At 72.1% G+C, this 13,467-nt stretch carries 9 protein-coding genes; all 9 read right to left on the bottom strand.

Annotated features, from left to right (window positions below):
- Positions 1-20: 20 nt before the first annotated feature.
- A complete protein-coding gene (locus WAB15_RS24285) occupies positions 21-1,487 on the bottom strand; it encodes an ATP-binding protein (protein ID WP_399148688.1) in 1,467 nt (488 codons plus the stop codon).
- Entirely contained in the window at positions 1,484-2,221 is a 738-nt protein-coding gene (locus WAB15_RS24280) for a response regulator transcription factor (protein WP_399148689.1), read from the bottom strand. The genes WAB15_RS24285 and WAB15_RS24280 overlap by 4 nt, the downstream gene beginning before the upstream one ends.
- A 129-nt stretch (positions 2,222-2,350) precedes the next feature.
- Entirely contained in the window at positions 2,351-3,379 is a 1,029-nt protein-coding gene (locus WAB15_RS24275; protein WP_407287528.1) for a S1C family serine protease, read from the bottom strand.
- A gap of 191 nt (positions 3,380-3,570) precedes the next feature.
- Positions 3,571-4,596: a LacI family DNA-binding transcriptional regulator gene (locus tag WAB15_RS24270; RefSeq protein ID WP_407287527.1), complete on the bottom strand. Its 1,026-nt coding sequence runs from the start codon at positions 4,594-4,596 to the stop codon at positions 3,571-3,573.
- Between the two features lie 24 nt (positions 4,597-4,620).
- On the bottom strand, positions 4,621-5,478 hold the full coding sequence (locus WAB15_RS24265) for a response regulator transcription factor (protein ID WP_399148692.1): 858 nt from the start codon (positions 5,476-5,478) through the stop codon (positions 4,621-4,623).
- 762 nt (positions 5,479-6,240) lie between these two features.
- Positions 6,241-8,475 (bottom strand): hypothetical protein, encoded by a 2,235-nt coding sequence (locus WAB15_RS24260; RefSeq protein WP_407287526.1) that lies wholly within the window; start codon positions 8,473-8,475, stop codon positions 6,241-6,243.
- Between the two features lie 44 nt (positions 8,476-8,519).
- Positions 8,520-9,218 carry a DUF3800 domain-containing protein gene (locus WAB15_RS24255; RefSeq protein WP_399148694.1) on the bottom strand — a complete coding sequence of 233 codons (699 nt, stop codon included), beginning with the start codon at positions 9,216-9,218 and terminating at the stop codon, positions 8,520-8,522.
- 371 nt (positions 9,219-9,589) lie between these two features.
- Positions 9,590-11,491 carry an ABC transporter ATP-binding protein gene (locus WAB15_RS24250; RefSeq protein WP_407289284.1) on the bottom strand — a complete coding sequence of 634 codons (1,902 nt, stop codon included), beginning with the start codon at positions 11,489-11,491 and terminating at the stop codon, positions 9,590-9,592.
- Positions 11,492-11,601: 110 nt separating this feature from the next.
- Positions 11,602-13,335 carry an ABC transporter ATP-binding protein gene (locus tag WAB15_RS24245; protein WP_407287525.1) on the bottom strand — a complete coding sequence of 578 codons (1,734 nt, stop codon included), beginning with the start codon at positions 13,333-13,335 and terminating at the stop codon, positions 11,602-11,604.
- Positions 13,336-13,467 lie beyond the last annotated feature (132 nt).

Genomic DNA, 13,467 nt, shown 5'->3' with positions numbered 1-13,467 from the left:
GGCGGCCGCCGCCCGGGGCCTCAGCTTCCCGGGCCCGGCGGCACCGGCGGTTCGTCGGGCAGCCGCGGCGGGGGCGTCGGCGCGCCCGGCAGGGTCAGCACCGCCTCGGTGCCGCCGAGGTCGGCGGAGCGCAGCCGTACCGCGCCGCCCGCCTGCTCCGCCGTCCGCGCCACGATCGAGAGCCCCAGACCGCTGCCGGGCAGGCTGCGCGCGGACGGCGAGCGCCAGAACCGCTCGAAGACATGCGGCAGCTCGTCCTGCGGAATGCCCGGCCCGTGGTCGCGTACCGTCAGCTCGCCGCCGGCCAGGGAGACCTCGACGCCGCCGCCGGCCGGGCTGAACTTGACCGCGTTGTCCAGCAGGTTGACCACCGCCCGCTCCAGACCGGCCGGCTCGGCCCGTACGTACCAGGGCGCGATGTCGGCGGTGATGGTCAGCGACGGGCCGCGCAGCCGGGCCCGGCCCAGCGCCGAGTCGACGATGTCGTGCAGCGCCACGACCTCGACGGCGCTCTGCCCGGGCTCGGGGTGCCGCGACAGCTCCTGCAGATCGCCGATCAGCGCCGCCAGCTCCCCCATCTGCGCCTTCACCGAGGACAGCAGCGCCGCCTTGTCGGCCGCCGGGATCTCGCGGCCGGACTGCTCGCTGCGCACCAGCAGATCGATGTTCGTCCGCAGCGAGGTCAGCGGCGTCCGCAGCTCGTGGCCCGCGTCCGCGATCAGCTGCTGCTGCAGATCGCGGGAGGCGGCCAGCGCCGCGGTCATGGAGTTGAAGGAGCGGGACAGGCGGGCGATCTCGTCCTCGCCGTCCGCCGGGATGCGGATGGTCAGGTCCTCGGTGCGGGCGACGTGTTCGACGGCCTCGGTGAGGCGGTCGACGGGCTTGAGGCCGGAGCGCGCGATGACCAGCCCGGCCGTGCCCGCGCCGACCACGCCCAGTCCCGCGACGGCGGCCAGCAGCAGCGCCAGGGTGTTCAGCGCGCTGTCGATCTCCCCCAGCGGACGCGAGATGGACACCGCGAACTGCCCGCCCTGGACGTCCATGTGCTTGGTCAGCACCCGCACGTCCGCGCCGCCGGTGGTGACCGCGTCGTGCAGGGTGTCCCGCACCACGCCCTGCGCCACCGCGAGGTCGGTGCGCTGCACCCGCACCGGCTGGGAGTTGGGCCCCACACAGCGCGAGCCGTCGACCTGGACGATCTGGACGTTGTAGTACGACGGCGGGGCGTTGGTGTTCTCGGTGGGGTCGGTGGGCTGGCAGTTGGCGTAGGTGACCTGCAGATAGTCCGCCGGGACGCTGACGTTCTGCAGCGAGTTGTCCACCTCGTCGCGCAGCTGGGCGCGGGTGAGCAGCCAGCAGGCGAGCGCGGAGACCGCCACCGCCACCGCCACCGCGGCGGCCGTGAGCAGGGTCAGCCGCGAGCGCAGCGGCAGCCGCCCGAAGCGCGCGCCGAGCCGGCCGCCCGCGCCCGTGCGCCCGCGGTTCATTCCGCCCCGCCGTCCGTGCGCAGGACGTACCCGACCCCCCGCACCGTGTGCACCAGCCGCGGCTCGCCGCCCGCCTCGGTCTTGCGGCGCAGGTACATCACATACACGTCGAGGGAGTTGGAGGTGGGTTCGAAGTCGAAGCCCCAGACGGCCTTGAGGATCTGCTCACGGGTCAGGACCTGCCGCGGGTGCGCCAGGAACATCTCCAGCAGGGTGAACTCGGTGCGGGTCAGCTCGACCGGCCGGCCGCCCCGGGTCACCTCGCGGGTCGACAGGTCCATCCGCAGATCGGCGAAGCCGAGCGTCTCGCCCTCCTCGGGCTGCGCGCCGGCCGCCGCCGCGTAGGAGCTGCGGCGCAGCAGCGCGCGGATCCTGGCGAGCAGTTCGTCCAGCTCGAAGGGCTTGACGAGGTAGTCGTCGGCGCCGGCGTCCAGCCCCGTGACGCGGTCGCCGACCGTGTCGCGGGCGGTCAGCATCAGGATCGGTACGGTCACCCCGCTCGCCCGCAGCCGGCGGGCCGCGGTCAGCCCGTCCATCCGCGGCATCAGGACGTCCAGCACGATCAGCTCGGGGTCGTAGGAGGCGACCTTCTCGACCGCGTCCAGTCCGTCGACCGCCTGCTCGGTGCCGTACCCCTCGAAGGCGAGCGAGCGCTGCAGCGCCTCGCGGACCGCTGGCTCGTCGTCGACGATCAGGATGCGGGCGGGCTGATCACCGTGCTCGGCGGGGCTCATGTGGATGGGTTCCTCGGGTGGGACGACGGGACGAAGGGGACGGCCCTCAGCCTCGCACGGCGGCGGCGGTCCGGGGGCGGGGACGCGGAACGTCCCGAGCCGGGGCGGTCGCGGGTGACGGGCGGGCCGTCAGACGCCGCTGTTGTCGCCCCCGCTCCCGCCGCCGCGCAGCGCGTCGAGGTCGGCCTTGACGGTGTTGATCGGGATGGCGAAGCCGAGGCCGACGCTGCCCGCCGTGCTGCTGGTCGCCGAGCTCGGCGAGTAGATCGCGGAGTTGATGCCGACGATCTGCCCCTGCATGTTGATCAGGGCGCCACCGGAGTTGCCCGGGTTGAGCGAGGCATCGGTCTGTATGGCCTTGTAGGAGGTCTTCGACGAGCCGGTGTCGCCGTTGTACTGGTTGCCGCCGAACTCGAACGGCCAGCCGCCACCGCCGTCGGGGTTGCTCTGCCGCTGCCGGCCGTCCTCCTTGGGGACGGTGACGTCCCGGTTGAGGGCGGAGACGATGCCGCTGGTCACGGAGCCGGTGAGGCCCTCGGGGGAGCCGATGGCGACCACCTGGTCGCCGACCGCGAGCTTGTCGGAGTCGCCGAGCGTCGCCGCGGTCAGGCCCTTCGCCCCGCGGACCTTGATCAGCGCCAGGTCCTTGCCGGGGTCGGTGCCCACGACCTCGGCCCGCTTCCGGCTGCCGTCGTCGAAGGTGACGACCACCTCGTCCGCGCCCGCGACCACGTGGTTGTTGGTGACGATCTCGCCGCCACCGGTGAGGACGACGCCGGAGCCGGTGGACTGCCCGCTCGCGGTCCGCGCCTTGATCTCCACTATCGCCGGGCTGACCGCCTTGGCCACGCCCGAGACCCCGCTGCCGTTGCTCTTGCCCGCGTTGACCAGCGGGGTCGAGGCGCCCTCGGCGCTCTGCCGGGCGGTCACACCGGCGATCAGCGCCGCGCTGCCGCCCCCGACGAGACCGGAGACGAGTGCCACCGCCGCGATCAGCGCGACCGGCCGGCGGGCCCGGCGCCGCGGGGCTGCGGGAGCGTACGGCGGAGGCGGCGGAAAGGCCGGCCCGCCCTCGTACTGCTCGCGGTGCTCGGCGCCGTACGCGTACGGCCGGTCCTGTGGCATCTCGTCGCCGCTTCGGCGGTAGCTCTCGGTCATGTGATCACTGTGCTCCCGGTCCATGAGAACCGTCTGAGAACGCCCTGAGAGACCCGACAGAAGGAGGTATGCCCGGTATAAGGGCCCAGGATGGAGGGGAACGGCGCCCGGCGGAGGGACGCCCGGTCACTACGGCGTGTCCCCCGGAGCCCTCCGGTGGATCGAGGTCGGCCGGTGCCGCTACCGGAGTACTAGCCGCCGCAGCCGCACGAGCGCCGCACGACCAGCCGCGACGGGAACTGCCGCAGCCGCTCCCGGCGGGAGCCGACCACCCGCAGCCCGTCGTCCAGCACCAGATCGACCGCCGCCCGCGCCATCGCCTGGCGGTCCGAGGCGACGGTGGTCAGCGGCGGATCCGTCAGCCCGGCCTCCTTGACGTCGTCGAAGCCGGCGACCGCCAGTTCCCCGGGCACATCGATCCGCAGCTCGCGGGCGGCCCGCAGCACACCGATCGCCTGGTCGTCGGTCGCGCACATGATCGCCGGCGGCCGATCCGGCCCGGCCAGCAGCTTCAGCGCGACCTGGTAGGCGTCATAGCGGTTGTACGGCGCCTGGAAGTAGCGGCCGTCCGAGGTCTTGCCCGACTCCAGCATGGCCCGCCGCCAGCCCTCGACGTGGTCGGTGACCGGGTCGCCGGACTTCGGGGTCTCCTCCGTGCCGCCGAGGAAGGCGACGTAGGGGTGGCCGTGCTCCAGCAGATGCCGGGTCGCCAGCTGCGCGCCCCAGATGTCGTCGGTCATCACCGCGACGTCGTCGATGGCGTCCGGCCGGCGGTGCAGCAGCACCACCCGGGCGTCCCAGGCGTCGATCTCGGCGGCGGCGTGCTCGCTGGGGCCCTGGCTGATCAGGATCAGCCCCGACACCCGCATCCCGAGGAAGGCGCGCAGATAGTGCACCTCGCGCTCGTCGAGGTAGTTGGCGTTGCCGACCAGCACCATCTTTCCGCGCTCGGCGGCGGCCTGCTCGACCGCGTGCGCCATCTCCGCGAAGAACGGCTGCCGGGTGTCCGGCACGATCAGGCCTATGAGGTCGGTACGGCGGGACGCCATCGCCTGCGCGACACGGTCCGGCCGGTAGCCGAGCTCCTTGATGGCGGCGAGCACCCGCTCGCGCGTGGCCGGGGCGACCGGCCGTGGTCCGTTGTTGATGACGTAACTGACAACGGCGGTGGACGTACCCGCCAGTCTTGCCACATCATCCCGCGTCACCTTGGCCACGCGCGGCAGTCTACGCGGGTGGTCCTACCGGCGGGCAGGCCGTACGCCGGTGGATTCCGCACCGGTCGCGACCGCCCTCGGGGAAACGCCACCACCGCCGGCGCCCCGGCCGTCCGCGGGCTCGCTCCGGACGGGCCTGGCGGCCGCCTGCTCGGCGTCCTCCTTGTCCTTGGCCTCCGCCTTGGCCTTGGCCTCCGCCGGGCGCTCCGCCTTCTCCGGCGTCACGAAGCGGTAGCCGACGTTGCGGACCGTGCCGATCAGCGACTCGTGCTCGGGGCCGAGCTTGGCGCGCAGCCGCCGGACGTGCACGTCCACGGTCCGCGTACCGCCGAAGTAGTCGTAGCCCCAGACCTCCTGCAGGAGCTGGGCGCGGGTGAAGACCCGGCCCGGGTGCTGCGCCAGGTACTTCAGCAGCTCGAACTCCTTGAAGGTCAGGTCCAGGACCCGGCCCTTGAGCTTGGCGCTGTAGGTTGCCTCGTCCACCGAGAGATCGCCGTTGCGGATCTCCATCGGGCTGTCGTCGGTGGTGATCTGCTGGCGGCCCATCGCCAGTCGCAGCCGCGCCTCCACCTCGGCGGGGCCGGCGGTGTCCAGCAGGACGTCGTCGATGCCCCAGTCGGCGGTGACGGCGGCCAGCCCGCCTTCCGTGACGACCAGCACCAGCGGACAGCCGGGCCCGGTGGACCGCAGCAGCTGGCACAGGGACCGTACGTGCGGAAGGTCCCGGCGGCCGTCGATCAGTATGACGTCGGCCCCGGGGGTGTCGATGAGGGCCGGGCCCTCGGCGGGGGCCACCCGCACACTGTGCAGCAACAGGCCGAGCGCCGGGAGCACCTCCGTCGACGGCTGGAGTGCGTTGGTCAGCAGCAGGAGCGAACTCACCTCCGACCACCTACCCGGTTCCCGGAGCATTTCGCCCTGTCCTGCTCACGGTCCTGCCTGCTTCGCTCGCCCATGACGTCTGGTTCCTCCTCGGTCCCTGCGACGGGGGCACCTCCCGGCCCTGGCCGGGGGAGTCTGCGGCACTGCTTCGTACGGTCCTGACAGCCGCGCGGCTCGCGGCTGAAAGCACAAAAGGACCCGGGGGCTACGCTGCCCGGATCCTTCTTGCCCAGCAGAATAGCCCACCGGGCTCCCGAGTCCGAGGCCGATTTTGCACGTTCTTGTGTTCTCTCGATCACTTCGAGTGGTCGGCGCGTGTCCCCAGTTGACGGAAAAGGGAGCCGGCCCGAGGCCGCCCGCACCCCCGAAAAGCCCGTCCTGAAGCGGATCCGGCGCCCCCGGACCACGGCGTGGCCACCACCGTCGCGCGGCGCCTCGCCGGCGGGCCCGATCTCCCCGCAGCACTTTCCACTGCCGCCGTGTTTTCCCAGCATGCGGACATGATCGCAGTCTGGCGCAGAGGTTCCGCCGCGGTGAACGGCACCGGACGACCGGTGACCGCGGGTCCCGGGCCGGGCCTCCGAGCCCCTCCCCGGGCCACCGCCCGCTCGCCACCGATCGCCGGCCGATCCCACCGCCGACCACCCGGCGGCCGCCCCGCCCTGCGGACGGGCGGGCGGCGCTTTGCGGCCAGGGGGAGCACAGGGAGCGCACGGATGCGCACTCCGTGCGCGCCCCGGGCACGGGTGCGCACGGCACCTGTCAGGCGTCGCCGTCGGGCTCCGCCTCCTCGTCCTCCTCCATCGGCGGGCGGAAGTCCTCCAGCTTCTTCAGTACATGGATGGCGCTCTCCCGCAGCCCGGCCCATTCGTCACGGTCGGTGAACAGCGGCTGCGACCGGCCCTGATCCAGCTCAGCCAGCTTGGCCAGCGCCCCCTGCGCCTGGTCCAGCGACCGGCCCAGCGACTGACGCTGATCGGCGATCCGCTGCCCCACCGGGCGCTCGTCCGCCTCCTCCTGCGCGGGCCCCGCCCCCGGCTCCGACTCCGGCTCGCCCTGCTCGCCCGGCTGCCGCGGCGACGGCCAGAGCACCGGCGCCGCCGGCTGCGCGTCCTTGACGGCCTTCTGCGCCCGTGCCTCGTCCGACGCGTAGACCACGTCCCAGGTCAGCAGCGGCACCTCGGTCCCCTCGACCCGGCGGATCCGGTCCGGTGCCTCCAGGTCCACCGCGACGTGCTGGTAGCCCGCGCTCGCGTCGTCCTCGCCCGGCAGCCCGAACTCCTGCCGGGAGCCGGCGTTGCGGGGCAGCCGGTCGGCCTGGAACCGCTGGGCCGCCAGCGCCAGGGTCCACAGCCCGAGTGCGTTGCCCTCCCGGGCCAGGCCGGCGACCACGATGTTGGCGTCGGCGCGGAAGGGCACCTTGCCGGGCTCGCGCCGGGTGCTCAGGGCGGAACCGACGTTGCTGGTGATCAGCTTGTCCGCGATCAGCGCCGTGCCGCCGGCCAGGGCGAGGGTGCAGCGGGCGTCGTCGTCGCCGTTCAGCGCGGGCTCGACCAGGCTGGTGAAGTCGTCGGCCGGCACCGGGATCCAGCCCTCGCAGAGCACGTCCTTGGACAGCACTCCGCCGTTGCCCCACGCCTTGAGCGCCTGCTTGACGACCGACTTCTTCTGCCCCCGCCAGGGCTTGTCCACCACGGGGCCGAGCAGCCCCGCGTACCCCTTGATGGTCATCCGCCGCTCGTTCTTGATCTCCTTGGCGCGGCCGCGCAGCTCGTCGAAGAGCCGGGGCCGGGTCAGGACGTGCAGCAGATAGACGGCTCGCCACAGCGACGATCCCGGGATCCGGGCGTCCTGGAAGATGTCCGGGGTGTCGGACTCCCCGCGGCGGCCCACGGCGAGCGCGTAGACCTCGCCGAGCAGCTCCTCCATGCCCCACTCGCGGGCCCGGGTCTGGACGACGAGCTTGAGCGCCCGGGTGGCCACCTCCAGGTTCTGGGCCGCCGCGTCCCACGGTTTGAACTCGACGTGCACCGAGGCGAGGATCGAGCGCAGGGCGTCGTCGAAGACGTCGGCGGCGGGCAGCAGACCCGTGTGGTGGGCCTCGGCCCCCACCGCGATATGCGCCGGCACCGCATACGTCTGGGCGATCTGGATCGCCCGCAGCGAGGGCACCTCCCCGGCCGACTCGCGGCCGAACTCCTCCCGCAGCGCGCCGCGCCGCTGCTCCCGGCTCAGCGCCCAGCGCTGCGAGCGCGACTTCGGCGGCTCGTTGGGCGGCTGCTCCCGCTCGGCCGTCAGGGTCTCCACCGCCAGCTCGGCGGCGCGCGCCTGGGTGGCCCCCGGCCCGGCGAGGATCTTCCAGGCGCTGGCGAGCCGGGTGATGCCGTCCCGTGCGACCAGGGCGTGCACCGGCTCCTCCCCCTCGGCCTCGAACTCGAAGACGGCGGGGTGCACGATCAGGGCCCGGGTCACCCGCCGGGCCAGGATCGACTCCTCGTAGGAGTTGAGCGTCAGGGTGCCCTCGACGGTCTGCCAGATGTGCTTGCGCAGATGGGCGCGGTCACGGTAGCGGTAGCGCAGGATCGCCTGCGGCCGCCCGTCCTCGGCCATGCCGAGGACCTGGGGGTCGTCCTCGTCCAGGGCGTTCTGACCGGTGCGCGGCTGGATGCCGGGGAACAGCTCGGTCAGCCACACCCGGGTGTGCACCGAGCGCAGCGTGGCCCCGTCCACATGCTCCTCCAGCAGCAGACTGCCGCCCGCGTCCTCCGACCGGCGCAGCTGCATCGCGACGAGCTCGGGGTTGATCGAGGCGCGGGAGACCGCGTGCCAGGCGTCCTCGGGGAGCGAGGCCAGCCCGCTGGCGGTCCCGGCCCTGACCACCTTCGCCCGGTCGTCGACCTTCGACGCGTCGGGCAGCTCCCGCGCGACGTCGGACACCACGACCTGTTCCTTGCCCCATTCCACGGTGATCGGCTGCGCTGCCGCGGACTTCGACATGAACCCTCCGTCGTTTGCAGGTGGTTGAAGACTTCAGCCATCGGTCACAGCGCGCACGGCCCGTCCGCCCATGGCAGGGCGGCACCGAACCAGTCCCACATGAACTCGCGCTCCGGGCGCTTGGCCACGCTCTGGTACGCGGCGTAGGCGAGCAGGTCGGCGGCCTGCAGGAAGTAGTTGATGCGGGCGGACGCGAAGAGCGGGACGCCCTTGATGCGCCGGTCGCGCTCCGGCAGGTCGTGGTAGGCGTCGATCAGGGAGACCTCGGTCCCGTCGCCGTCCACCATCACCACCCCGTACTCGTCCGACGCGGCGAGTTCGGCGTTGATCCGCGCGAGCCAGGCGCGTTGGAGGGCGGGGCGGTCGCGGCCGTAGTCGTCGGTCTCCCGGTAGACGGCGGTCACCCGCGCCCGGGGGATGCCGGCGACGGCCTCCAGGCCGCGGCGGATCACCCCCCGGCAGTGGGCGAGGTGCGCGTCCCGTGCCCCGCCGAGCAGGCCCGGTCGGTAGACGTGGCGCCCGCGGCCCGCGGCGAGGTCCTGCGCGTGCAGGGAGGCGTCGATCGGGATGCCCGGATCCGGGTCGTCCTCCAGCGCGGAACGGAAGCGCAGCAGGTCTTTCTTGGCGGCTTCCAGGTCGTCGAGATGGACGGACAACGAGGCGAAGGCCGCGATCGTGCGGGAGTCACCGGCATCGTCGGCGAAGATGATCCGCAGCGGCGCGGCGGATTCCTGGGTGGCCATGACAGCCGTCTCCGTACTGGGCCGCATTGAGGACCGCGCGCGCACGCCATCGTCCGCACCCTCTCGGCGTGGAAGCGTTCCCTCTCACCACGCACACGCTCGTGCCCGGCGGTCCAGCGGGTGCGTGCTCTGCGGCGGATCAGGCCTCATGGGAGGCACCACTCACCCCAAGCAGCAGCCGTCGCCCGCCAGTTCCTCTCGGGCGTCGGCATCCAGGATCATTCCCGAACCCCATGCGTCACAGCGTCGCCGTGCGTCACGTGTTCGTCACACCATAGCGGTGCGCCCGTATGACCTACACACAAATCCGCAACTTCCAGGGGGAGTTGGGTTTACCCGCAGGTCACGGGCGCACCGCGGCCGGGACGGCCTCACCCCGTCTCGGCCACCGCCTCGGCGAACTGCGCCGCGTACAGCCGCGCGTAGGCGCCGTTGGCCGCCAGCAGCGCCTCGTGCGAGCCCTGCTCGACGATGCTGCCCTGCTCCATGACCAGGATCGTGTCGGCGTCGCGGATGGTGGACAGGCGGTGGGCGATGACGAAGCTGGTGCGGCCGGTGCGGAGCTGGGCCATGGCGTGCTGGATGAGGACCTCGGTGCGGGTGTCGACCGAGCTGGTGGCCTCGTCCAGGACGAGGATCTCGGGTTCGGCGAGGAAGGCGCGGGCGATGGTGATCAGCTGCTTCTCGCCCACCGAGACGTTGCCGCCCTCCTCGTCGATGACGGTGTCGTAGCCGTCGGGGAGGGTGCGCACGAAGCGGTCCACGTGGGTGGCCCTCGCGGCGGCGACGATCTTGTCCATGGAGGTGCCGGCGGGGGCGCCGTAGGCGATGTTCTCCGCGATCGTGCCGCCGAAGAGCCAGGTGTCCTGCAGGACCATGCCGATGTGGCCGCGCAGGTCCTCGCGGGACATCGCCGCGATGTCGACCCCGTCGAGGGTGATCCGGCCGCCGCGGACCTCGTAGAACCGCATCAGGAGGTTGACCAGGGTGGTCTTGCCGGCGCCGGTCGGGCCGACGATGGCGACCGTCTGGCCGGGGTGGACGGACAGCGAGAGGTTCTCGATCAGCGGCTTGTCCGCGGTGTACGAGAAGGACACGTCCTCGAACTCGACGCGGCCCGCCACGTGTTCGGGCCGGTCGGGCAGCGCCGCGTCCGGCTCCTGCTCCTTGGCGTCCAGCAGCTCGAAGACCCGCTCGGCGGAGGCGACGCCGGACTGGACGAGGTTGGCCATCGAGGCGACCTGGGTCAGCGGCTGGCTGAACTGGCGGGAGTACTGGATGAAGGCCTGGACGTCGCCGATGGACAGGGATCCGGACGCCACCCGCAGACCGCCGACCACGGCCACCAGGACGTAGTTGAGGTTGCCGATGAACATCATCGCGGGCTGAATGACACCGGAGATGAACTGGGCCTTGAAGCCGGCGGAGTAGAGCGCCTCGTTCTGCTCGCGGAAGATCTCGGCGGACTCCTTCTGGCGGCCGAAGACCTTCACCAGGCTGTGGCCGGTGTACATCTCCTCGACGTGCGCGTTGAGCTTGCCGGTGGTCTTCCACTGCTGGACGAACTGCGGCTGGGCGCGCTTGCCGACCTTGGTGGCGACGACGACCGAGACCGGGACCGTGATCAGGGCGACCAGGGCCAGCAGCCAGGAGATCCAGAACATCATGGCGAGCACACCGAGGATGGTCAGCAGCGAGGCCACGATCTGGCTGAGGGTCTGCTGCAGGGTCTGCTGGATGTTGTCGATGTCGTTGGTGGCGCGGGAGAGCACCTCGCCGCGCTGCTGCTTGTCGAAGTAGCTCAGCGGCAGCCGGGCGAGCTTCTCCTCGACCTGCTCGCGCATCCGGAAGACGGTGCGCTGGACGACCTTGGTGGCGATCCGGGCCTGGACGAAGCCGCACAGGGACGCCGCGGCGTAGATCACGGTGACCCAGAGCAGGACCGTGCCGACCGCGCCGAAGTCGATGCCGTGGCCGGGGACGACCGGCATCGTGGCGAGCATGTCGGCCAGCCCGCCCTGCCCGTCGGCGCGCAGCCGGGCCGCGGCCTCGGCCTTGGAGAGCCCGTCGGGCAGCCCGCGGCCGATGACGCCGGAGACGATCAGGTCGGTGGCGTGGCCGAGGACCTTGGGGCCGACGACGGTCAGCGCCACGCTCAGCACGCCGAGCAGCAGCGCGACGGACATCACGGCGCCATCGGGCCGCATCTGGGCGAGCAGGCGCTTGCCGGAGCCCTTGAAGTCCATGGACTTCTCGGTGGGCTGGCCGCCCATCATGCGGGCCGGGCCGGCCGCCGGGGCCGGGCCCCGGGCCGGGGCCTTCGAAGGAGCATCCTCGGAGTCCGCGGGGGCCACCGCCCCCTTGTCCGCCTTGTCCGCGGTGGTCACGCCGCCTCCTGCTCGGTGAGCTGGGAGAGCACGATCTCCCGGTAGGTCTCGTTGTCGGCCATCAGCTCGGTGTGGGTGCCGGTGCCCACGACGCGGCCCTCGTCGAGGACGACGATCCGGTCGGCGCCGCGGATCGTGGAGACCCGCTGGGCGACGATCACCACCGTCGCCCGGTCGGTCTCGTGGGAGAGCGCCGCCCGCAGCGCGGCGTCCGTCGCGTAGTCCAGGGCGGAGAAGGAGTCGTCGAAGAGGTAGATCTCCGGGCGGCGCACCAGGGCGCGGGCGATGGCCAGCCGCTGGCGCTGGCCGCCGGAGACGTTGGAGCCGCCCTGGGCGACGGGGGCGTCCAGGCCGCCGTCCATCCGCTCGACGAAGTCCCGCGCCTGGGCGGTCTCCAGGGCGTGCCACAGCTCCTCGTCGGTGGCGTCCGGATTGCCGTAGCGCAGGTTGCCGGCGACCGTCCCGGAGAAGAGGTACGGCTTCTGCGGGACCAGGCCGATGGTCCTGGCCAGGGTCTCCGGGTCGAGGGTGCGCACGTCCACGCCGTCCACCAGGACCGTGCCGCCGGTGGCGTCGAAGAGGCGGGGGACGAGCCCGAGGAGGGTGGACTTGCCGCTGCCGGTCGAGCCGATGACGGCGGTGGTCTCACCGGGGCGGGCGGTCAGCGAGATGTCCTTGAGGACCGGCTGCTCGGCGCCCGGGAAGCGGAACTCGACGTCGCGCAGCTCCAGTTCGCCGTGCCGGCGCAGCTCGGTGACGGGGTGCGCGGGCGGTACGACGCTGGAGTCGGTGGCCAGCACCTCCTGGATGCGCTCGGCGCAGACCTCGGCGCGCGGCAGCATCATCACCATGAACGTCGCCATCATGATCGACATCAGGATGTACATCAGGTAGCTGAGGAACGCGGTCATCGCGCCGATCTGCATGTCGCCGCCGTCGATGCGCAGCCCGCCGAACCAGACGACGGCCACGCTGGAGAGGTTCATGATCAGCATGACCAGCGGGAACATCATCGACATCAGCCGGCCGGCCCGCATCGACACGTCGTACAGGTCGGTGTTGGCCCCGGCGAACCGCTCGCGCTCGTGCGTGTCGCGGACGAAGGCGCGGATGACGCGGATACCGGCGATCTGCTCGCGCAGCACCCGGTTGACGGTGTCGATGCGCTCCTGCACCCCGCGGAAGAGCGGGCGCATCCGGCGCACGATCAGTGAGACGAGGATCCCGAGGACCGGGACGATGACCAGTAGCAGGGCGGACAGCGGAACGTCCTGGTTGAGCGCCATGACGACGCCGCCGACGCACATGATCGGCGCCGAGACCATCATCGTGAACGTCATCAGCACCAGCATCTGGACCTGCTGGACGTCGTTGGTGGTGCGGGTGATCAGCGACGGGGCGCCGAACGTCCCGACCTCCCGGGCGGAGAAGGACTGCACCCGGTCGAAGACCGCGAGGCGGATGTCGCGGCCGAGCGCCATGGCCGTACGGGCACCGAAGTAGACGGCGGCGATCGCGCAGACGATCTGCAGCAGGGTCACGGCGGTCATGTAGCCGCCGATGCGGAGGATGTAGCCCGCGTCCCCCTTGACGACACCGTTGTCGATGATGTCGGCGTTGAGGGTGGGCAGGTAGAGGGTCGCCAGGGTCTGGATCAGCTGCAGGAGCACGATCAGGGATATCGAGCGCTTGTGGGGCCGCAGATGCGCCCGCGCGAGTCGGACCAACACATAGGGAGCTTATGTGAACGCTTGCCTTCGGCAATCGATTTTCCCGGAGCCCGCCGGCGGGGTGCCGGGCGGGCCGCCGCCGGGACGTGCCCGGAGCGGCACCGGCCGCCGCGTGCGCCATCATGGAGGCGG

The organism is Streptomyces sirii (assembly GCF_045690365.1).
In the GTDB taxonomy this organism is placed as follows: Bacteria; Actinomycetota; Actinomycetes; order Streptomycetales; family Streptomycetaceae; genus Streptomyces; species Streptomyces sirii.
Note: the sequence above shows the minus strand (reverse complement) of the source record. Positions and strands in the feature narration are given on the sequence as shown.